This window comes from Arthrobacter sp. H5 (genome assembly GCF_000520595.1).
Lineage (GTDB): Bacteria > Actinomycetota > Actinomycetes > Actinomycetales > Micrococcaceae > Arthrobacter_D.
In genome coordinates this window covers 1-19,429 of the sequence record NZ_AZSC01000298.1, presented here as the reverse complement: position 1 = coordinate 19,429, position 19,429 = coordinate 1, and the positions used below count along the sequence as shown (strand labels likewise).

17 protein-coding genes and 2 tRNA genes are annotated in these 19,429 nt (G+C 56.6%); 8 read left to right on the top strand and 11 right to left on the bottom strand.

Annotated elements, in window-relative coordinates:
- Nucleotides 1–255: 255 nt before the first annotated feature.
- From Y708_RS0100385 to dnaA, 11 genes are all read right to left on the bottom strand, one after another.
- Nucleotides 256–328 (bottom strand) — tRNA-Ala (locus tag Y708_RS0100385).
- Between the two features lie 67 nt (nt 329–395).
- Nucleotides 396–512 carry a DLW-39 family protein gene (locus Y708_RS30235; RefSeq protein ID WP_216699698.1) on the bottom strand — a complete coding sequence of 39 codons (117 nt, stop codon included), beginning with the start codon at nt 510–512 and terminating at the stop codon, nt 396–398.
- A gap of 41 nt (nt 513–553) precedes the next feature.
- A tRNA-Ile gene (locus Y708_RS0100375) sits at nt 554–627 on the bottom strand.
- Between the two features lie 84 nt (nt 628–711).
- Nucleotides 712–1,239 (bottom strand): DUF3566 domain-containing protein, encoded by a 528-nt coding sequence (locus Y708_RS0100370; protein ID WP_028278418.1) that lies wholly within the window; start codon nt 1,237–1,239, stop codon nt 712–714.
- Nucleotides 1,236–3,869: a DNA gyrase subunit A gene (gene gyrA / locus Y708_RS0100365; RefSeq protein ID WP_028278417.1), complete on the bottom strand. Its 2,634-nt coding sequence runs from the start codon at nt 3,867–3,869 to the stop codon at nt 1,236–1,238. The genes Y708_RS0100370 and gyrA overlap by 4 nt, the downstream gene beginning before the upstream one ends.
- A gap of 152 nt (nt 3,870–4,021) precedes the next feature.
- Nucleotides 4,022–6,058, bottom strand: coding sequence for a DNA topoisomerase (ATP-hydrolyzing) subunit B (gyrB, locus tag Y708_RS0100360; protein WP_028278416.1), 2,037 nt, complete (start codon nt 6,056–6,058; stop codon nt 4,022–4,024).
- 243 nt (nt 6,059–6,301) lie between these two features.
- Complete coding sequence (locus Y708_RS27885) at nt 6,302–6,775, bottom strand: DciA family protein (RefSeq protein WP_253905638.1); 474 nt, start codon at nt 6,773–6,775, stop codon at nt 6,302–6,304.
- A gap of 106 nt (nt 6,776–6,881) precedes the next feature.
- Nucleotides 6,882–8,063: a DNA replication/repair protein RecF gene (gene recF, locus Y708_RS0100355; RefSeq protein WP_028278415.1), complete on the bottom strand. Its 1,182-nt coding sequence runs from the start codon at nt 8,061–8,063 to the stop codon at nt 6,882–6,884.
- A 10-nt stretch (nt 8,064–8,073) separates the two neighbouring features.
- Nucleotides 8,074–8,967, bottom strand: coding sequence for a phosphogluconate dehydrogenase (NAD(+)-dependent, decarboxylating) (gnd, locus tag Y708_RS0100350; protein ID WP_028278414.1), 894 nt, complete (start codon nt 8,965–8,967; stop codon nt 8,074–8,076).
- A 46-nt stretch (nt 8,968–9,013) separates the two neighbouring features.
- Nucleotides 9,014–10,138: a DNA polymerase III subunit beta gene (gene dnaN / locus Y708_RS0100345; RefSeq protein ID WP_028278413.1), complete on the bottom strand. Its 1,125-nt coding sequence runs from the start codon at nt 10,136–10,138 to the stop codon at nt 9,014–9,016.
- A 439-nt stretch (nt 10,139–10,577) separates the two neighbouring features.
- A complete protein-coding gene (gene dnaA, locus Y708_RS0100340) occupies nt 10,578–11,981 on the bottom strand; it encodes a chromosomal replication initiator protein DnaA (RefSeq protein WP_028278412.1) in 1,404 nt (467 codons plus the stop codon).
- A 443-nt stretch (nt 11,982–12,424) separates the two neighbouring features.
- On the opposite strand from dnaA, the gene rpmH reads away from it, so the two are divergent.
- The 8 genes from rpmH (at nt 12,425) to Y708_RS0100315 (ending at nt 18,142) form a co-directional block, all read left to right on the top strand.
- A complete protein-coding gene (gene rpmH, locus Y708_RS27880; RefSeq protein WP_055854070.1) occupies nt 12,425–12,562 on the top strand; it encodes a 50S ribosomal protein L34 in 138 nt (45 codons plus the stop codon).
- An 82-nt stretch (nt 12,563–12,644) separates the two neighbouring features.
- The gene (gene rnpA / locus Y708_RS27875) at nt 12,645–13,028 is read left to right on the top strand and encodes a ribonuclease P protein component (RefSeq protein ID WP_081746382.1); all 384 of its coding nucleotides are present in this window, start codon (nt 12,645–12,647) and stop codon (nt 13,026–13,028) included.
- A gap of 2 nt (nt 13,029–13,030) precedes the next feature.
- Nucleotides 13,031–13,375 (top strand): membrane protein insertion efficiency factor YidD, encoded by a 345-nt coding sequence (gene yidD / locus Y708_RS27870; RefSeq protein WP_081746381.1) that lies wholly within the window; start codon nt 13,031–13,033, stop codon nt 13,373–13,375.
- 15 nt (nt 13,376–13,390) lie between these two features.
- Entirely contained in the window at nt 13,391–14,353 is a 963-nt protein-coding gene (gene yidC, locus Y708_RS0100335) for a membrane protein insertase YidC (RefSeq protein WP_028278411.1), read from the top strand.
- The gene (locus tag Y708_RS0100330; protein WP_028278410.1) at nt 14,350–14,892 is read left to right on the top strand and encodes a Jag family protein; all 543 of its coding nucleotides are present in this window, start codon (nt 14,350–14,352) and stop codon (nt 14,890–14,892) included. Before yidC ends, Y708_RS0100330 begins: the two co-directional genes overlap by 4 nt.
- Before the next feature lie 35 nt (nt 14,893–14,927).
- Complete coding sequence (gene rsmG, locus Y708_RS0100325; RefSeq protein WP_028278409.1) at nt 14,928–15,572, top strand: 16S rRNA (guanine(527)-N(7))-methyltransferase RsmG; 645 nt, start codon at nt 14,928–14,930, stop codon at nt 15,570–15,572.
- A gap of 112 nt (nt 15,573–15,684) precedes the next feature.
- Complete coding sequence (locus Y708_RS0100320) at nt 15,685–16,773, top strand: ParA family protein (RefSeq protein ID WP_275451092.1); 1,089 nt, start codon at nt 15,685–15,687, stop codon at nt 16,771–16,773.
- Nucleotides 16,774–16,870: 97 nt separating this feature from the next.
- Nucleotides 16,871–18,142: a ParB/RepB/Spo0J family partition protein gene (locus Y708_RS0100315; RefSeq protein ID WP_028278407.1), complete on the top strand. Its 1,272-nt coding sequence runs from the start codon at nt 16,871–16,873 to the stop codon at nt 18,140–18,142.
- Nucleotides 18,143–19,429 lie beyond the last annotated feature (1,287 nt).

Below are 19,429 nucleotides of genomic sequence, written 5' to 3'. Positions count from 1 at the left end.
AGATCAACAAACGCGTGTTGAAAGTACCCATGATCATCTTCATGTCCATCTACTACCCCATGAAAATGATTCGCGCTGTCCATTCCGCCCGTATGGGACGCGGTGGGGTGGCCTAGCCGTTCACGATCCGCCCAGCGCGGGGGAGTTGCGTCACGGACTCCTGGGCCGTTACCGATCACCTGATGCGACCCTGATCAACATCGACTGTTAAATACGTGAGTCCCGGCCGTTACGGCCGGGACTCACATCTTTCGGTGGAGGCACGGGGACTCGAACCCCGAACCCCCTGCTTGCAAAGCAGGTGCGCTACCAATTGCGCCATGCCCCCGAAAATAGGACCTGTCCAGTATAACCTGACCCGGAGGCCGAACCGAAAATTGGTTCAGCTCCCAATCCTAGTCAACCGTGTCGGTCGCCTTACTCCATACTGCTTTTTCCTTCTCGGAATCCTGCCACCGCTTGTAGGCGAAAACCCCTGCGATCGCAGCTGCGGCCACAATCAACTTCTTCACAGTGTTCCCTCCTTGGCAGTTACCTGCCGGTGCCGGATTCGTGGGCGTACCAGGACTTGAACCTGGGACCTCTTCGTTATCAGCGAAGCGCTCTAACCGCCTGAGCTATACGCCCCGATACCTCTTCGGGCCGAGATATGACTTTACAGCAGTATCTCGGCAATCTTCAAATCAGCAGGACCTGCTCGGAAGGTTCGAATCAGTCATCGGTGAGAGTAACTCCAATGCCGCCCACGAGGGTGGATGAAATATTGTACAGAACGGCCGAAAGCATCGCTAGAGCCGTGAGGAGCACCACGTTCACGACGGCAATAATTGTGGCAAAGGAAACTACCTGACCAAGAGAGGCAAACTGGCGCAGGTCAAATCCTTCGCCTTCCGAGCCAGCAATTTCACCCAGAAGTTGATTGACTCGGTCGAAGATTCCGGTCAGATCAAGAACCGTCCAAATCACGATGGCTGCGACGACCGTGACGATGCCGAGTGCAACCGAAAGCAGGAAGGACATTTTGAGGACCGACCACGGGTCCACTTTGCTGACAAGCAGCCTTGCTTTCCTTGCTTTCGCCTTGGGAGCCGGCTTTACCAACCCCGGCCTGTTGGCCGGACGGCCAGAACCGGATGGCCGCTGCGTTGGCCGTGCAGGTGCATTCACACGAGGCCCGTTGCCCGATGACCGCACAGTTCCACCGCCGGTGGTCCGCGGATTAGAGTTGGCTGAACTCACTCGTTGCCTCCATTTTCCGTCGACTCAGCGTCAAGCTCAGCCGTTTCTTCTGACGACAACGGTACTTCATCGTCGGCACTCTGCGCAGACTCGGCGCCGTCGGGCTCCATCTCCGTGCCGTCGTCGTTGGTGAGACCACGCTCCGAATTTCGTGCCACTGCAATGATGCGATCCTTCTTATCGGGTTTCGCGAAAATCACGCCCATGGTGTCCCTACCCTTGGCAGGAACACCGGTGACCGCCGAACGGACCACCTTGCCGCCTCCCATGACCACAAGTACTTCATCCTCTTCCTGAACTATCAGTGCGCCCACCAGATCACCTCGCTCCTCTGCGAGCTTGGCTACCTTGATTCCCAAGCCGCCGCGTCCCTGAACCCTGTACTCATCGACCTTGGTCCGCTTGGCGAAACCCCCCTCGGTGACAATGAATACGAAGGATTCGTCACTGACCACGTTGGCGGCAAGCAGCTCGTCTTCCTGACGGAACTTCATGCCAGTCACGCCTGAGGTCGCGCGGCCCATTGGGCGAAGGGCCTCATCCGTTGCGGTGAACCGCAGCGACTGGCCCTTACGGGATACGAGCATCATGTCATCGCTCTCAGAGACCAGCTGCGCGGAAACGAGTTCATCTCCATCACGCAGATTGATTGCGATTACTCCGGCCGTCCGGTTAGTGTCGTAGTCCTCAAGTCGCGTCTTTTTTACCAGGCCTCGTTTGGTTGCCAGAACCAGGTAAGGCGACTGCTGATAGTCGCGGAGATCGAGCACCTGCGCAATAGTCTCGTCGGGCTGGAATGCCATCAGGTTTGCAACATGCTGCCCCTTGGCGTCGCGTCCGGCCTCAACCAGCTCGTACGCCTTGGCACGGTAAACCCGCCCAAGGTTTGTGAAGAACAACAACCAGTGATGGGTGGTAGTGACGAAGAAGTGCTCCACCACATCATCACCGCGTAGCTGCGCGCCCTTGATTCCCTTGCCGCCTCGTGCCTGCTGGCGGTAGTTGTCGCTGCGGGTCCGCTTGACGTAGCCGCCACGGGTGATGGTAACCACCATTTCCTCTTCGGGAATGAGGTCTTCCATGCTCATGTCACCGTCATACCCCATGAGTATTTCAGTTCGCCGCTCGTCGCCGTGCTTGTCGACGATTTCCCGGAGTTCAGTCGAGACGATGTCGCGCTGCATTTGTGCCGAGGCGAGAATCTTCTTGTACTCGGCGATCTCGGCCTCGAGTTTTGCGTGCTGGTCCTGGATTTTCTGGCGTTCCAGCGCTGCAAGGCGCCGCAACTGCATATCCAGGATTGCCTGCGCCTGGATCTCGTCAATCTCTAACAGTCCCATAAGACCGTTGCGGGCGTCTTCCACCGTCGAGGAGCGGCGGATCAGCGCAATGACATCATCGAGTGCGTCAAGTGCCTTCAGTAGACCCCTCAGAATATGGGCTGCCTCTTCCGCCTTTCGCAGCCGGTACTGCGTTCGGCGGACAATGACTTCCAGCTGGTGAGTGACCCAGTGCCGGATGAACGCGTCCAGACTCAGGGTCCGTGGGACATCGTCAACGATGGCCAGCATGTTCGCGCTGAAATTGTCCTGCAACTGAGTGTGCTTGTAGAGGTTGTTCAAGACCACCTTGGCGACTGCATCGCGCTTCAGGACTATCACCAGGCGTTGACCGGTGCGTCCGGAAGTTTCATCGCGAAGGTCGGCGATACCACTGATCTTGCCGTCCTTGACAAGATCGGCAATCTTGATAGCCAGGTTATCGGGGTTCGCCTGATAGGGCAGTTCAGTGACCACCAGGCATGTGCGGCCCTGGATTTCCTCCACATTGACAACTGCCCGCATGGTGACTGAACCACGCCCTGTGCGGTACGCATCCTCAATGCCCTTGTGTCCCAGGATCTGTGCTCCCGTTGGGAAATCCGGACCTTTAATACGGACAATCAGTGCTTCCAGCAGCTCCTCTTTGGATGCCTGCGGGTTCTCCAGGTACCACTGGACGCCACTGGCAACCTCACGCAGATTGTGCGGCGGAATATTGGTCGCCATTCCCACGGCGATACCCGAGGAACCATTGACCAGCAGGTTGGGAAACCGGGACGGCAGGATAGTTGGTTCCTGATTTTTGCCGTCGTAGTTATCCTGAAAGTCGACGGTTTCCTCGTCGATGTCGCGCACCATCTCCATGGCCAGGGGTGCCATCTTGGTCTCTGTATACCGCGGCGCCGCAGCGCCATCGTTCCCGGGCGATCCGAAGTTACCTTGCCCAAGGGCAAGGGGATACCGCATGGTCCAGTCCTGAATCAGACGCACCAGGGCGTCGTAAATGGCGCTGTCGCCGTGCGGATGGTACTGGCCCATCACCTCGCCTACTACACGCGCACACTTGTTGAAGGAGCGCTCAGGGCGGTATCCCCCATCGAACATGGCATATAGCACCCGGCGGTGCACAGGCTTGAGTCCATCGCGGACATCGGGCAATGCCCGCCCAACGATGACCGCCATGGCGTAGTCCAGATAGGACCGCTGCATTTCGGTTTGAAGGTCAACCTGTTCAATCCGGTCGGTTAACACCTCGCCCTCGAGGGGCATGTCTTCGCCAGATACACCCGGTGTTACTTCATCACTCATTAGTCAGTTCCGTTCGTAATTCCGTAAAAGCCGCCAACGGCGTCGGGGAGCCTGAAGGGTCCGTGTATCCGACATTCTGCGTAGGCGCTTTAATACTTGCGAGGAACGAGCAAGTATCGTTGCGCCGCCAGAATGCCAGATGCGCGGACACCCTAGATGTCCAAGAAACGCACGTCTTTTGCATTCTGCTGAATAAAATTGCGGCGGGACTCGACGTCCTCACCCATGAGGACTGAAAAGATCTGATCCGCGGCGGCAGCATCGTCCATCGTTACCTGCAGGAGCGTCCGGTTATCCGGATCCATGGTCGTTTCCCACAGTTCGGTGTAGTTCATTTCTCCAAGACCTTTATAGCGCTGCACGCCGTTGTCCTTGGGGAGACGCTGATTGTTGGCCAAACCCAGCTTGATGATTTCATCCCGCTCACGGTCGCTGAATACGTAGGAGTGGGCTGCGTTGGACCACTTGATCCGATAGAGCGGAGGCTGTGCAAGATAAACGAAGCCATTCTCGATCAGGGGCCGCATGTAACGGAACAAGAGTGTCAGGAGCAGCGTGGTAATGTGCTGGCCGTCAACGTCCGCATCAGCCATCAACACAATCTTGTGATATCGGGCCTTCTCGACGTTAAAATCCTCGCCGATTCCGGCGCCGAACGCCGTGATCATGGCTTGGACTTCGCTGTTGCCGAGTGCCCGGTCTAGCCGCGCGCGTTCAACGTTCAAGATCTTTCCGCGGAGTGGCAGGATTGCCTGTGTTTCCGGATTCCTTCCACGCACAGCGGATCCACCGGCGGAGTCACCTTCGACTATATAGATCTCGGACTTGGATGGGTCCTTGGACTGGCAGTCTTTCAGTTTTCCCGGCATCCCGCCCGACTCCAAGAGCCCTTTTCTCCGGGTGGATTCTCGCGCCTTGCGGGCGGCAAGCCGCGCCTGCGCAGCCTGGATCGACTTACGAATAACATCGCGCGCCGGGCCGGGGTTGCGCTCCAGCCAATCACCCAGCTGGTCGGTCACAACCCGCTGGACAAAGCCTTTGGCCTCGGAATTTCCAAGCTTGGTTTTGGTCTGGCCTTCAAACTGCGGTTCAGCGAGTTTGACTGAGATCACCGCGGTCAATCCCTCACGGATGTCATCCCCGGTGAGGTTCTCGTCCTTTTCCTTGATGATGTTTTTCTCCCGCGCATAGCGGTTGATCAAGGACGTCATCGCGGCGCGGAAACCCTCTTCGTGGGTTCCGCCCTCATGGGTGTTGATTGTATTGGCATAGGTGTGGACGCTCTCTGAATAGGCGGTTGTCCACTGCATGGCCATTTCAACTGCGATCGACTTGTTGGTGTCTTCAGTTTCGAATGCGATGACATCCTCATGAATCACGTCCACCCGCTTAGAGGAATTCAGATGCTTGACATAATCCAGCAGACCGTTTTCATACATGTATTCAATGTGGCGGTGCTTCGGCTGCTCACTTCCGGACTCGCCTGGATGGGCGGTATCGGTAATTTCTTCGGTTTCTATCTCGTCGGCCCGTTCATCAACCAGGCTGATCCGGAGTCCCTTGTTCAGAAACGCCATCTGCTGAAAGCGCGCCCTCAAGGTTTCGAAATCGAACTCAACAGATTCGAATATTCCTGCGTCCGGGTAGAAGGTCTGTGTAGTTCCCGTCTGATCGGTTACTTCTCCTTTTCGGAGTTCTCCCACAGGTTTTCCGCCGTCCGCGAACGACTGGTTCCAAACATGGCCCTGACGCCGGACCTCTGTCTCGACGCGCGACGACAGCGCATTTACCACTGAGATGCCCACGCCGTGAAGACCGCCGGAAACTGCGTAGCCGCCACCGCCGAACTTGCCCCCCGCATGAAGAATAGTCATCACCACTTCAATGGTTGGACGACCCTCGGAGGGGTGCATATCCACGGGAATACCACGGCCGTTGTCGATGACGCGGACTCCGCCGTCTTCCAGCAAGGTGACGTCAATGTGGTCGCAGTAGCCTGCCAGTGCCTCATCAACCGAGTTGTCTACTACTTCATAGACAAGATGATGCAGGCCCCTTGGTCCGGTCGATCCGATGTACATGCCAGGCCGCTTGCGAACGGCTTCCAGTCCCTCAAGGACGGTGATGTCACTGGCATCATAGCCTTTCGGTGCATCAGGACCGGTTTCCAGCTCGTTGTCGTTAGCCACAGGCGCTGTCGACTCCTCATCGCGTAGGTCTCAGAATGAAGGCATCCCAGATAGGAATGCCTCGCCCACTATTCTACCTTGCTGGTGGGTGAAAGGACGCATGAATAAGCCCCTACTGGCGAATAATGCCGTATTGCAGCCAGCGGAGGGGTGCCTCGTAAGGGCGTATACGTCCTGCATCATTCTCTGGGCCCTGCACGGCTTGGAGCGCATTGACAAGACTTGTGGAGAGAAGCCCGCAGATCAACCGTAGGTATCCCGTGGACCGCGGCCTCTGACTGATCGTCCCCCTTTGCGCCAGTTCGGCGCGGAGGGTCCCATAACGGAGATCGCAGTGACGACTCCAGCTCCCAGCTCCTTCTCAAACCGGCCAAGTAAATCCGGACTGATCAAGCGCAGTTGGGTGGCCCACGCGGTCGAGTCACACCTGACAAGGACAGTCTTTCCGTCAAAACTTTCGGGGAGGCAGTGTGCGGATATTTCAGAACCCACTAACTCGGTCCATCTCGCCATCACGGACCCCACCGCCACCGGGGAATTCCATCCACGCTCGGCAAGGAGCCGCCCAAATACGTTCCCCAACCCCTGTGGATCTCTTCCCGTATAGACGTCCGACGCAGTCAGTCTGCGTTTTCCGGCACTATGTTGCCTACGTCTGGTAGCTGGTATCCGGGGATTTCCCCTTGCCTGCGACGCTTCCCTGAGTCGATTGAGCAGTGCTTGCGGCGCATCCGGTCCGTCCGTCCGTGTAGCAGCAGGGCCGGTCTGCTCGTCTCCCGGATCTGGCTCGCGGTTGACCGAAGGATCACCACTACTTTCGGAGTCAGCCGGCCGGATCATTCAAGCCTCCCGGGACAACCTTTACGTAGCGTCCGGCCAGGGCTGCCGGCACATCTTCACCAACGGCTGCAGTCACAAGGACCTGTTCCGCACTGGAGACAATGGCTGCCAGTTTCGCCCGCCGGGTGGAATCAAGTTCTGCAAAAACGTCATCGAGAATCAACACCGGACCAGCCCCCTGGGTGTGATCGTCCTCGTTCAACAAATAATAGGATCCAAGCCGGAGGGCCAGGGCCATCGACCAGGTTTCGCCGTGGGAAGCGTACCCTTTGGCTGGTGCCTGTCCCAGGATCAGCTGAACATCATCGCGGTGCGGTCCAACCAACGACATTCCTCTTTCGGTTTCTCTTTTCCGGTGGTCCCTGAGCGCCTCACCGAATTCACCGGATATGTATTCCAAACTCTGCCCACGCAAATCCTGCGGCCGTTCGTCCGAAACACCGTCGTCGTCCATGGACATATCCGTAACCGTGGTCCGGTACTCAGCCCGTGCCTCCTTAGTTCCATCGGTGAGCTGGCTGTACGCGCGAGCAAGATGGGGTTCAAGTCTGTCGAGAACACTCAGGCGAGCGAAGAGCAACCGCGATCCTGCCTCGAGGAGGTGCTGGTCCCAGACATCAAGTGTCGCTTCGTGCCCGGTAGTCAGCTTGCCTCGGCCACGGATTGACTTTAGTAATGCGTTGCGTTGCTTCAGGACTCGGTCATAGTCGGACCGCATGCCGACATAGTGGGGCATCAAGAGAACCATCAAATCGTCAAGAAAGCGGCGGCGGTTGGCCGGATCCCCCTTAACGAGCGCCAGATCCTCCGGAGCGAAGAGTACGGTGCGGAGAATACCCGCTGCATCCCGTGCCCGTACCGGGTTTGCCCGATTGATCCGCGCCCTGTTAGCGCGCTCAGCATTAACCTCGAGCTCAATGCTCGTGGATTGGAAACCTTTGACCAGCCGGCCCCTGACCAAGGCCCGCTCGGCATGGAAGGCGATGAGTGGCTTGTCTGAACTTACTCGGTGGGATGACATCGTTGCCAGATAACCGATGGCCTCAACTATATTGGTCTTGCCCACACCATTTGGTCCAACAAATACGGTTACGCCCGGCTCCAGTTGAATGTCTACCTGCGCATAGCTGCGAAAATCCGTTAGCGACAGATGCTGAACGTACACGGTTCCCCGTTCAAACCGAGTCTTTTGGGGCGCGGACGGCGTGCCCGCCAAACTGGTTTCGGAGCGCAGCGACCATCTTCAGGGACGGCGCATTTTCCTGGCGGGATGCAAACCGAGCAAAGAGCGCAGCTGTTATCGCAGGGGTGGCCACTTCATTTGCAATTGCTTCCTCGACGGTCCACCGGCCCTCACCAGAGTCTTCTACGTAACCGGCAACCTTGCTGAGCTCTGGATCCTCTTCGAGAGCCTTGACCATCAGATCCAACAGCCACGACCTAACAACAGTCCCTTTTTGCCAGGCCCTAAATGTTCCTGGAACGTCTTTGATGATGTCCTTGGCAACAAGAAGTTCATAGCCTTCTGCATAGGCCTGCATGAGACCGTACTCAATCCCGTTGTGGACCATTTTCGCGTAGTGCCCTGCCCCGCTGTCGCCCACGTGAACGAACCTTTCCTCGCGGGAACCTTCGGGTCCTAGTGCATCGAATACCGGCATTGCGCGCTCAACATCCACGGGGTTGCCCCCAACCATGAGCCCATACCCATTTTCGAGGCCCCACACTCCACCAGAAACGCCACAGTCAATGAAGGAAACTCCTTTCTCTAAGAGTTCCAGCCCGTGCCGTTGATCATCCGTAAACTTCGAATTTCCGCCATCAATTACCAGATCCCCGTGGGTGAGCCTGGAGGATAGTTCCTGAATCACTCCGTCCGTCGCAAGTCCGGCAGGTACCATCACCCAAACCAACCTTGGGACGGGTAGCATCTTAACAAGCTCATCAAGAGAAGCAACATCCGACAGATCAGGGTTGCGATCAAACCCAATGACTGTCAGTCCCTTGCGCCTCAACCGTTCTCGCATATTGAAGCCCATTTTTCCGAGGCCAATAAGACCGATGTGCACTTTTATCCCCGTTCGTTCGCTCTGGGTCATGCGGTGCCCGTTGCTATCACTGATTGGGAAGGCGCACCGGCATCAGGAGATAGCGATAATCTTCATTGTCCTCGCCCGTGGCATCCTGCTGCGCGGAGAGCACTGCCGGTTTCGGAGGTGTGGTGAAAGAAAACCTGACAAACCTGCTGCTGAACGCTCCAAGCCCTTCACTCAGGTAGTGGGGATTGAAGGCGACTGTAATGTCATCGCCATCGAGAGTTGCTTCAATTGCTTCCGATGCCTGGGCGTCCTCGCCCGTTCCTGCATCCAAAGTAAGCTGGCCGGCTGTGAAAGCAAGCCGGACAGGTGTGTTCCGTTCGGCCACCAATGATACGCGCCGTACAGCTTCAACCAGCACACTTGTTTCCACCGTGGCATGAATGGGCGTGTTGTCCGGAAAGAGAGACCGGATCTTAGGGTAGTCGCCGTCCACAAGCAGGGAAGTGGTGCGCCTTCCACCGCTTTCGAATCCAATGAGTTCGCTGCTGTCTGACAGCGCGATCTGCAGATCACCTGCGCCTCCCAGAGTTTTCGCTACTTCATTGAGGGTCTTCGCTTTTACCAGCGCACTGGTGGAAATCCCAGGAGTGGTGGGTTTCCATGAGAGTTCCCGGAGCGCTAAACGGTAGCGGTCAGTGGCGAGGAAGGTGATGAGGTCATCCTCAATTTCCATCCGAACACCTGTGAGGATTGGAAGTGTGTCGTCTCTGCTCGCCGCGATGATTACCTGAGATACAGCTTCGGCAAAGGCATTCCCATCGACTACGCCGCTGACTTCGGGAAGGTTTGGCAACTCCGGGTACTCACCTTCCGGCATCGTAGCCAGATTAAACCTGCTGCTTTTACAGGTAAGTGTGACTTTTGAACCATCGGTCTCTACGTCCACGGGGGCTGAAGGAAGACTTCGGCAAATGTCCGCGAGCAAACGGCCCGAGACCAGAATAGTGCCCTCTTCGGCTATGTCAGCGGGTATCTGCAGACGAGCCGAAATTTCATAGTCAAAACTGGCAAGGCTAAGGGATCCGCCCTGGGCCTTGATCAGTAGTCCGGAGAGCACCGGCACTGGTGGTCGTGGGGAAAGGGAACGAGCTGTCCAGGTTACTGCCTCGGCCAAAACATCCCGCTCAACTCTAAATTTCACTGAAGTGTGCCGCCTTTCACAAAGATTCGTGGGAACTAGTCACTCAGCCTGAAGCAATACCGACTACAGACCGCGGGATGCGATGGCGCAAGTGACAACTCTACTGACTGAAAGCTTAGCGCTAGATCCGGGACGTATTGGCCGTTCCGGTGGTGGGGAAAGTGTTATCTGAAAGGAGACATGTTCTTAAGATACGTAGTGTTAATAACTGCTGTGGATACTGTGGATAACTAGCTGTGGAAGCCCAGTGACTCGTTTTCGTCTGTTGACAGAATGTGGGTTGGCGCTGGATCTGGGTGGGATGTGTGTGTAGAAAATCCTTGTCGTTAGGGCGGTCCACAGCGTGTGTTGTGGTTGTCCTCAACGAGGTGGGAGTTGTTAGGGCAGTTGTCCACAGGTCTATCCACAATTGTCAATTAGGCGACATCGCGGACATCGGTCAGCCGTCTTTTTGCTGGTGTTTGATTCGGTTGGTGAGTTCGGTGACCTGGTTGTAGATGGCTCGCCGTTCGGCCATGAGTTCGCGGATCTTCCGATCGGCATGGATCACCGTTGTATGGTCGCGGCCGCCAAGTTCCTGGCCAATTTTTGGCAATGACATGTCGGTCAGCTCTCGACAGAGGTACATTGCAATCTGCCGGGCGGTTACCAAAGTGCGTGTCCGCGATTTGCTGCACAATTCTTCAAGGCTTATCTGAAAGTACTCGGCCGTCTGCGCCATGATGAGACCTGAGGTGATCTCCCGCGCGCCGTCGTCGGTAATAAGGTCTTTGAGTACTATCTCCGCCAGATTCTCATCCACAGACTGGCGGTTCAGGCTGGCAAATGCAGTGACCCGGATGAGAGCTCCTTCAAGTTCCCGGATGTTCGTTGAGATTTTGGAGGCGATGTATTCAAGCACTTCGTCCGGGGCGGTCATGCCCTCACTTATGGCCTTCTTCCGCAGGATTGCTATGCGTGTTTCCAATTCCGGGGGCTGGATATCGGTCATGAGACCCCACTCAAATCTGGAACGCATCCTTTCTTCGAAACCCGACAGCTGCTTTGGCGGCAGATCCGAAGTGATGACCACCTGTTTGCTGTGATTGTGTAAAGCGTTGAACGTGTGGAAGAACTCTTCCTGTGTTCGATCCTTACCGGACAGAAATTGGATGTCATCAATCAGGAGGATATCCACGTTTCGATAGGTCTGTTTGAAGCTTGTACCCTCGTCATCGCGGATGGAATTGATGAAGTCGTTAGTGAACTCCTCGGAGTTCACGTAGCGTACGCGGATCCCTGTATAGAGATGCCGGGCATAGTGACCAATGGCATGGAGCAGGTGCGTCTTGCCCAAACCGGAGTCTCCATAGATGAAGAGAGGATTGTACGCCTTAGCTGGAGCCTCTGCAACTGCCACGGCTGCTGCGTGGGCAAATCGGTTCGATGATCCGATAACAAAGGTGTCAAAGATGTATTTGGGGTTCAGCCTCCCGAATTCGTGTGAATTACTGGGGGGCGTAGGAGAAGGTTTGGTTTCCTGAGGTGTGGGGGTCTGAGGCTGTTCGGTTGTCTCTTCCTCCACAACGGGCGTCAACTCGGGATCAATGACGAATGCGCACTGGATGTCTTCCCTGAATACTTCCTTCAACGCTTCATCCAAAGCGAGTTTCAACTGGGTTTGCAGGACTTCCCGCGTTAGTTCATTGGGAACAGCAACCAAGAGCGTTGTTCCGATCAGCCCCTGGGCCTGTGCAAGCACTACGAAGCCACGCTGGCGGGGTGAAATCCTCTCATCATTTTCCAGTGTTCGGATCACTTTGCGCCAGGAGCTGCCTACATCATTGATCTCGTCAGTTCCCACTACTACCTCACCATTTGTCTAGTACCCGAATCTGAACCTCATCCACAGAGTTATGCACAACTAGTGGATAAATGGGACTTGGTAAGACTAGATGATGAAAACTACAGAAGATAGCTGGACCTAGGCTTGTGGAAAACACCAGGAAATGCCTGCACCAGGCCCTGTTTCGGTCCCAGCCAGAAGAGGTTATCCACAATGTAGCCATCGGGTGGGCTGTGTCGGACGCTCAGTCGGTTTGACCGGCCTGCCTGCGGTGCCCTAACGTTATGTAGTCCTATATGTCTGCATCTTGCATGCCTTGATGACCTTCAAAATCGGGAAAAAATCTTGGTTGGAGGCACTGGTGGCCCGTCGGGTGGACGTACAACAATATAGTGCTGGTCTGTTCTTCCCCCTTGTAGCAACAGATCCGCACAACTCAAGATTGTCTTGGAGTAATCACAGTGAGCAAGCGGACCTTTCAGCCGAATAACCGCCGTCGTGCCAAAAAGCACGGCTTCCGCCTTCGCATGCGCACACGCGCCGGCCGCGCAATCCTTTCCGCGCGCCGCAGCAAAGGCCGTACCGAACTGTCGGCATAGCCGACCCTGGTTCGCTTCCGATGTCTGAGCCAGGCAGCGGCAGCGTCCAGGGATCGAATCCTGAAAACCGATGAGGTTCTAGGTGCTGTCGAAACAAAACAGGGTTCGGACGTCTTCGACGTTCTCCCACACCGTCCGTTCCGGTGCCCGCTCTGGGCGCCGGAACTTGGTTTTATACGCCCGGTGTACAACGGATACCGAACCGAGCAGGTTCGGCTTCATCGTTTCAAGGAACGTTGGGAACGCGGTGACACGAAACCTCGTTAAGAGGAGACTGAGAGAAGCAGCTGCTTCGGCACTTGTGAGTCAGCCCCGCGGAATAGATTTCGTGGTGCGGGCTTTGCCACATTCCGCGTCCGTCGGTTGGAGTGAATTGTGTGGGGATTTTGAGCGTGCTCTGAAGACAACTGTCGGTCAGGTAGTCCGTTCACACGTCAAAGCCGGAAAGGAGAGCAGCATCGTATGACTATGTCTGTGTCACCGAAGCCGAGCTCCACACTTGCACAGCCTGGCGGCGTGCTGATCACACTTCTTAAGGTCTACCGGAAGGTGATCTCGCCGCTGTATGGCCCGGTTTGCCGCTTTTATCCGTCATGTTCGGCCTATGCGCTTGAAGCGGTTACCGTGCATGGCGTACTCAACGGCTCATGGCTTTCGATAAAACGTTTAGGACGATGCCATCCCTGGAATGACGGCGGGGTTGATCATGTTCCATCTGGCGGCCGCGTTTTCGCCGTCGGCTCTGAACCTGAGATCGTTGTGCTAAATCACCCGGTGATCCCTGCTGATGAGGAATGCCGCTTAGGCGGTTAGAGGAGCTAATAACGTATGGACTTCTTCGAGACAATTCTCCTGCCTTTCAGATGGCTGGTTTCGTGGGTGATGTGGGCCTTCCATGAGGGGTTTACCTTCCTCGGCATGGATCCTGCTTCGGGTTGGGCCTGGACGTTGTCCATCGTGGGACTTGTGGTGGTGATTCGTGCCGCTCTGATTCCGGTCTTCGTGAAACAGATCAAAGCACAACGGGGGATGCAGGCACTGCAGCCGGATCTTCGAAAGCTCCAGCAGAAGTACAAGGGTAAAACCGATCAACTCTCCCGTCAGGCTATGACGCAGGAGCAGATGGCTCTGTACAAGAAACACGGGACAAATCCATTTGCCGCGTGTTTACCAATTCTCATCCAGATGCCTTTTTTCTTTGCGCTGTTCACGGTATTGAACGGCGTATCTTCCTCAAGTGATGCCGGTGAAGGTATCGGGGCACTGACAGTTGAGGATGTGCGACAGTTTGATGCCGCCGAGATTTTTGGCGCCCCGCTATCATCTTCTCTCCTGCATGGGTTCGGCACGGAAGGTCATACCTCGGTTGTGATCCTTTCGATCATCATGATTCTGGCCATGACTGCCTCGCAGTTCATAACCCAGAAACAGATCATGGCGAAGAATATGTCAGAAGAGGCAATGCAGAGCCCCTTCATGCGCCAGCAGAAAATTATGCTGTACATCCTTCCGCTCGTTTTTGGTGTGGGTGGAATCAACTTTCCAATTGGTGTCCTCATCTACTGGACCACAACCAACATCTGGACCATGGCGCAGCAGTTCTTCGTGATCCGGCGCATGCCCACTCCCGGATCCCCCGCAGCAAAGGCTCTCGCCGAGCGTCGCGCAAAGAAGGGTCTTCCAATGATTCCGCTGTTGGGCGAGAAGAAGACGGAGCCCGTCGCGGAAGCTGCCATCGAATCTAAGGGGCAGCGTTCGCAGCCCCAGCGTAAAAACAGGAAGAGAAAATGAGCACCGACAACGTACATGCGGAGACTGTCGATTCCGATACGGAAGACGTACGCGATGGTGACGGTGCAGGACGACTTGAAGATGAGGGCGACGTTGCGGCCGATTATCTCGAAGAATTGCTGGACATAGCCGATATTGATGGTGACATAGACATTGAGGTCCGGAATGGCCGAACCTACATATCGATCGTTTCGGATGCAGCCGACAGTGGCGGGCTTGCTGCGCTGGTAGGACGGGACGGAGAAGTCCTGGAGGCCCTGCAGGAGCTGGCACGCCTCTCGGTGCTCACCTCTACAGAGAACCGTTCACGTCTTGTACTTGACGTTGATGGATTTCGGGATGTGCGCGGAAAGGAACTACGGCGAATTGCCGAAGAAGCTGTACAGACAGTTAAAGACACTTCAGGCGAGGTTGCATTGGAGCCCATGTCTGCATATGAACGCAAGATCGTTCACGATGTGATCGCAGAACTTGGAATGGTGAGTGAGTCCGAAGGTGAAGGAGGCGGTCGGCACATAGTGGTGTCGTCTGACACCTGAGACGGGTGTCCTTCTCCATAAACTTGGGAGCTTCATTGGTAGTTGAGATTGGCGACAGCGAGCTCGCGTCGGCTGAGGCGGTCTTTGGCGCTAGACTTCCTCTGGCACAGCGCTATGTCGAACACTTGGCGACCTCGGGTACCGAGCGAGGTTTATTGGGGCCGCGGGAAGTTCCCCGTCTGTGGGGGCGCCATGTGTTGAACTGCGTCGTCGTTGGTGAATTGATTCCGCAGGGCACCCGTGTGGCCGACGTTGGCAGCGGAGCCGGGTTGCCCGGGCTTGCGTTGTCCATTGGACGGCCCGATCTTCGTGTCCTTCTCATTGAGCCCCTCGAACGGCGTGTCAAATGGTTGAGAGAAGTAATCTCCGATCTTCAGCTCGACAACGTCGAAGTCTTTCGCGGGAGGGCTGAACAGGCTGTCGGGGTCATGCCGGTAGACGTTGTCACGGCACGGGCAGTATCGGCGTTGGGTGGTTTGGCTCAGATATCCATACCGCTGCTTGAGGGAACAGGTGAGCTCTTGGCCATCAAGGGCAGAAACGCGGCGGAGGAAGTCTCCAAGTCTTCCAAGTTGATCAGGCGCCTCGGCGGCTTGGAAATGTCAGTGGTTACGGTCGGAGAGTCGGTGGTTGCTGAACCGACCACCGTGGTGAGAATAGTAGTCGGCCCGGCTCGGTAATGCGCGTAAAGTTTCGCCGAGGCCGGTTTGTCCAACAGCTCGTTCTGCCAATCAACCGCTAGTCTAGAGTGAACACTGCCGCCAGGCTGAAAGCGAGCGAGATCGAGTGACTATGAGGAATGCAACCGCGAAGCGGGATCAGTCGCTATTAGTAAGCGGGTCCACGTTAGCCGTCGCATTGGCTGATATTCAACCGCAAGTATTTGCAGACCCCGCTAATACGGGGATTGTTTCACGTGAAACAAGTGCTATTTCAATAAAGCAGCAGGTTGGCGATTCCACCGGGACTGGCCAGGAGAGTGGTTCCAACGTCATGGATGTAATGGACGACAGCACACCGCTGGCCCGGGAGTTGGCCAATGAGAACAGGCGTCGGGAAAAGCTGAGCGGACGCAATCTTCCACGTCCGTCCAACACCAGAATTTTGACGGTCAGTAATCAGAAGGGCGGCGTGGGTAAAACTACCACCACGGTGAACCTTGCCGCCGCACTGGCCTCGGCGGGCCTGAACGTTCTTGTAATCGACATCGATCCGCAGGGAAATGCCTCCACCGCGCTGGGCATAGAACACCATGCCGAAGTGGACAGTATCTACGATGTCCTGATTGACGATATGCCCCTTGGCGATGTGGTGGCGCCATGTCCGGACGTGCCGAACCTTATCTGCGCCCCAGCCACCATCCATCTGGCCGGCGCGGAAATCGAACTGGTATCTCTCGTGGCGCGCGAGCAGCGGCTCCGCCGCGCGATCGACGTATATTCGAAGGATCGCTCGGAAAGCGGACAAGAGCGTCTCGATTATGTTTTCATCGACTGTCCCCCTAGCCTCGGACTTCTTACGGTTAACGCTTTTGTGGCCGCGAAGGAAGTACTTATTCCCATTCAGTGCGAGTACTACGCGCTCGAAGGGCTCAGCCAGTTGTTGAAGAATATCGAGATGATCCAGAAGCATCTGAACGCCGACTTAGTTGTTTCCACGATTCTCCTAACGATGTACGACGGGCGCACCAATCTGGCAGCACAGGTTGCGGCGGAAGTGCGAGAGCATTTTCCGGACCAGGTTCTACGTGCTGTGGTGCCCCGATCGGTTAGGATCTCTGAAGCGCCGAGCTATCAACAGACGGTGCTCACGTATGACCCATCGTCCAGCGGAGCCCTGTCCTATCTGGAAGCCGCGGCAGAAATCGCTGAGCGCGCCTAGCGTCCTTCTACCAGTCTCCGCGCCCTGAGCACAGTAGAATGGCCCTACTGACTCAAACCATGCAGATTGATTATTCTGCACGTGGAAGGAACAATTCATGGCAGAAAAGCGGAGAGGTCTGGGCCGCGGCCTGGGTGCCCTTATTCCAAGCGCTCCTGACAATGACGCAGCCGTCGATCCAGCGGTGGAGAAGCCGAGTGTCGGCCGCCCTGTGGATCTGTTCTTTCCCTCGGCACCAGGCTCAGCCAAAGCCTCCCGCCAGTCGACTCCGTCAGGCGCTGGTGATCGGGATCCAGGTGTGATCAACAAGGAAGCTTTGAAAGGCCCCGCCAAGCGGACTGGAGGCAGATCGGCGAAGCCCAGCGGAGTGCGAAAGACCGCAGCCCGCCCCGATAGCTCGGAGATTGTAGAACCTGGTGTGGCAGACCGGCCTTCGGTGGACCCCAATCAGTTGGACAGAGCACAGGACGCTCCTGCGGTTGTGAAGCCAGAGGATCAAGATCTGGCATCGGCCGCTGAGGACCTTGAAGTTTCACGTGAAACATTGACGCCAGTTCCCGGTGCTCAGTTTGCTGAGATCCCTGTGATGTCTGTTCATCCGAACCGTCGGCAGCCTCGAACGGTGTTCGACGAGGACGAGATGGCGGAGTTGGTGCACTCCATACGGGAGATCGGCGTCTTGCAGCCCATAGTCGTCCGCCTGTCTCAGGAACAGGGAGACCAGCCGTATGAGCTGGTGATGGGTGAACGGCGGTGGCGTGCCAGCCGCGATGCTGGGTTGGATACAGTTCCAGCGATTATTCGCTCCACCACCGACGATGCTCTCCTCAGAGACGCTCTCCTAGAGAACTTGCATCGTAGTCAATTGAATCCGCTTGAGGAAGCAGCGGCATACCAGCAATTGCTGGATGATTTCGGATGTTCTCAGGAGGAGTTGGCTACCCGGATTGGGCGCTCACGCCCGCAGATCTCGAACACGCTCCGACTCATGAAGCTGCCTCCTTTGGTTCAGCGCCGGCTCGCAGCGGGCGTGCTTTCAGCTGGGCACGCCAGGGCGCTCCTCGGCCTTGGCGATCAGGCAGAGATGGAGAAGCTCGCGCAAAGGATTGTCGCGGAGGGCCTGTCCGTGAGATCAACGGAAGAGATCGTGGCGATGAGTGACGGGCTTCGACGTCCGGCGAAACCGTCAACCCCGAGAGCCGGGGCCCGTCATGAGCGGCTGGACTACCTGGCCACGTCGTTGTCGGATCACCTGGATACCAGTGTGAAGATCACTCTCGGCGCAAAGAAGGGTAAGGTGAGCATCGAGTTCGCCAGCGTCGATGACCTCAATCGGATTATGAGTGTGCTTAATCCTGCTAACGAATAGGTGCGTCCGGGGTGTATGAGGGGCCGGTGTTTCACGTGAAACACCGGCCCTTTCGGGTCTTAGCTCCGACAGACGCGTCTATCTCGTTGTCTGTACCGCTTCAAGCCTGGCACACAAGTTGCAGTAGATCCGCAGGAGATCGACGACCGACATCGCGCCATTCTTTGCCATGTGGTCGTTCACTACGCGCTTGGTCCTCTCTCGGCTAGCCTGACCGCCCGGGTGCTGCATGGCGAATCGACACGGAGTTGGTCGGTTTGATCTGGCACATCTGCGGACGAAGCAAGAACACCGTCCAAGTCAGCCATCTAGATTTATCACCCGGCGCAACAGACGGCGACGGAATGGTACGTAGGCAGGTGTTGGCTCTGAATTGGATGAGGACTTCGATGGCTGGTGTTGAGGGCCTGTTCCGCGTCATCCGCTTTCACACAGATGTGCTTGCGCGGTTGACGACCCCGATGAGAGTAGTTTGATCTGATGGTCTGTGGGGTGTCTACGTCTGTCGGCCGCGCCGGGAGGAGAAGGAGTCCTGTTGCAGGAGCACGAGACGATCAGCTCTAGCCTTGCTCCTCACAGTTTCACGTGAAACGGCTGCTAGTTCACAGCGGAGGGGGAAACTGAAGCCAGTCGGATTGAGCCCTGGGACCATAAACTGACACGTCACCGCCTTGCCGGAATGGAGTCTTCACGATCTGCGCGCAAGGTGCCTGGATTCCGCGCGCTCGATTGCTGTCGATGTGCGTCCCAAGGCAGGTAGTGGTCCTGCAGGCGCTTGGTATGAGTCTTTGCTCGGTGTGCATGAATCCGACCGTTCATCGCTGCCCGCGCTCCCTCCTGCCCAGCCCGCTGCTGCCCGCGCCGCTTCCCGACGCTACAGCCCCCGCGCGCTTCCCGTAGCGTCGAACCAGCCGACGCGAACCTACGTTGGTTTCAGTACGCTTGGCTGCCCTCGCTCGGGCCCTGCTTGTGCGCCGCAGCTGCGGCGACGAGCTTAGGCTAGTTGATAGCGAGTGCATCAACGTGTCACTGTGCACTTGCAGCAGGGTCGTGGCCGATCGGTGAGGGGACATTCCCGCCGGCCGCAGAATCCGTTTCACGTGAAACACTTTATCCATTCATTCCTCGCATCTCCGGATTAATCGGCCCCTCCACCCCTGGGCGGCGGCCCTTGGACGTGCCGTGGATCTATCACAATCCTCTTGAACCGGCCTTTCTAGATAGAAGCAGGGCTCCTTGGCTGCTGGGTTCTATCGCGAGCGGTACCGCTGTACATGGTGCGTGTCG

Coding starts and splice junctions, on each gene's coding strand:
- yidC (WP_028278411.1), top strand. CDS start 13,391: ATGGACTTCTTCGAGACAATTCTCCTGCCTTTCAGATGGCTGGTTTCG.
- gyrA (WP_028278417.1), bottom strand. CDS start 3,869: ATGAGTGATGAAGTAACACCGGGTGTATCTGGCGAAGACATGCCCCTC.
- Y708_RS0100315 (WP_028278407.1), top strand. CDS start 16,871: ATGGCAGAAAAGCGGAGAGGTCTGGGCCGCGGCCTGGGTGCCCTTATT.
- Y708_RS0100330 (WP_028278410.1), top strand. CDS start 14,350: ATGAGCACCGACAACGTACATGCGGAGACTGTCGATTCCGATACGGAA.
- Y708_RS0100320 (WP_275451092.1), top strand. CDS start 15,685: ATGAGGAATGCAACCGCGAAGCGGGATCAGTCGCTATTAGTAAGCGGG.
- yidD (WP_081746381.1), top strand. CDS start 13,031: ATGTCTGTGTCACCGAAGCCGAGCTCCACACTTGCACAGCCTGGCGGC.